This window comes from Campylobacter sp. 2018MI13 (genome assembly GCF_018501135.1).
In the GTDB taxonomy this organism is placed as follows: Bacteria; Campylobacterota; Campylobacteria; order Campylobacterales; family Campylobacteraceae; genus Campylobacter_E.
In genome coordinates, this window is sequence record NZ_JAHCZC010000136.1 from 1 (window position 1) to 1,911 (window position 1,911).

At 28.9% G+C, this 1,911-nt stretch carries 1 protein-coding gene; it reads right to left on the reverse strand.

The window, feature by feature from the left end; translation table 11 throughout:
• Positions 1 to 153: 153 nt before the first annotated feature.
• Positions 154 to 1,512, reverse strand: a complete 1,359-nt coding sequence (locus tag KJQ99_RS09250) for an alanine/glycine:cation symporter family protein (RefSeq protein ID WP_214119668.1) — start codon at positions 1,510 to 1,512, stop codon at positions 154 to 156.
• Positions 1,513 to 1,911 lie beyond the last annotated feature (399 nt).

The following is a 1,911-nucleotide window of genomic DNA, read 5'->3' on the forward strand; positions in this document are numbered from 1 at the left end:
ATATAATATGTTAAAAGCTATAGAAGAAAGTGAAAATCAATTACCTAAAGACTTTAACGATAATGTGGAAATAAAAATAAATGGTATGAATTTTACTCAAATAAAATAAAAAAATCCTATTTCAAATTCTAGAATTTGAAATAGGAATAAAACTTATTTTTTCTTACTTTCGTTAAATTTTAATAATTCTTTTTTAACTACTGGAGCTAATAAAAATAACGCTAAAACATTAGGTAATACCATTAAAGTATTACATAAATCAGAAATACTCCAAACCAAATCAAGCTTTAGCATAGCACCTATAAAAATACATAAAACAAACACTATTTTAAATATAGGTAAAGCTTTATTTGAGAATAAATATTGCACATTAATTTGAGCGAAATAATACCAGCCAATAATGGTTGTAAATGCAAAAAACACAAGACAAATTGCAAGTAATTTCACACCAATACTACCAAAAGCAATGCTAAATGCCGAAGTAGTTAGCTCAATACCGCTAAGACTTAAATCAGCTCCGCTAAGTAAGATTATAAGAGCAGTTGCTGTGCAAATAAATGCTGTATCAATAAATACTGCAAGCATTGCCACAAAACCTTGAGAAACAGAATTTTTAGTAGTTGCACTTGCGTGTGCGTGTGGTGTGCTTCCCATACCTGCTTCGTTTGCAAAAAGTCCCCTTGCAACCCCATATCTAATAGCCTCTTTAATACCAATTCCAACAGCTCCACCAGCTACTGCTTCAAGTCCGAAAGCTTGTTTAAAAATCATAGAAAATACATTGCCTATATTTTCGTGAAATGCTATTAAAATATAAACTGCAACCAAAACATAAAATATAGCCATAAAAGGCACTACAAGTTCAGCAAATCTAGCAATCCTTTTAACCCCACCAATCACCACAAATCCTGCGATAATTGCAGTAATTGCTCCTGTGATTTTCAAATCCACCCCAAAAGCTTGATGAATTGCACCTGAAATAGAATTGCTTTGTGTCATTTGACCCGCACAACCAAGTGCAACAATAATTGCAATAGCAAAAAATCCAGCGAGTAAATTGCAAGTATTAGCACCTAATTTTTTCTTAAGACCAAGTTTTATATAAAACGCAGGACCTCCGATATAATGTCCGTGCTGCCATACTTTGTAGCGTTGTGCTAAAACACCTTCAGCTAAAATTGTAGCCATACCCAAAAATGCACTAGCCCACATCCAAAATATAGCTCCTGCTCCACCTAAATTAATAGCAGTTGCAACGCCTATGATATTACCTGTTCCAACTTGTGCTGAAATTGAAATCATCATAGCTTGTAGGGCTGTTATTCCGGAATTTTTTTTCTTACCTTTTTTGAATAAATCTCCAAAACTTGCACTCAAGCCTTCTTTAAAATAACGAAATTGCGGAAAACCTAGATAAATAGTGAAAATAAGACCTATTCCAACTAAGGCAAATACAAGAACATAAGCAACTAAAACTCCATTAATTTGCTCAATAAATTGATGAAAATCCATATGAAAACCTTGTTATAAATTAAAAAGTTTTAAGTCTAACAAAAAAAGTAAAAATTTTGCTTAAATTAATATTCTTTTGCAATCTAATTTAATAAATTTAAGCAATAAATACTACTAATTATAAAATATTAATAAAATAGCGTTATTAAAATAAATAAAATAATTAAATTATGTTTTCATTAATTTAAAAATTAAATTGTAAAAACATTATTTAAAAAATTCTTTAAATACGCCAATATCCTGGCAAAATAAAAATTAATTCAAATTCCTTAAAAAATATAAATATTAAAATATAGCTTTTATATAGGCTATAAAATCAATTTTATCAACACAACTTATTTGTAGTATACATCAAACATTATAAATTAACAAATGTTTTAATTTATAATCAATATAAAT

What these genes read in the sequence shown, in the direction of transcription:
- KJQ99_RS09250 (WP_214119668.1), bottom strand. Translation starts at nt 1,512, where the DNA reads ATGGATTTTCATCAATTTATTGAGCAAATTAATGGAGTTTTAGTTGCT.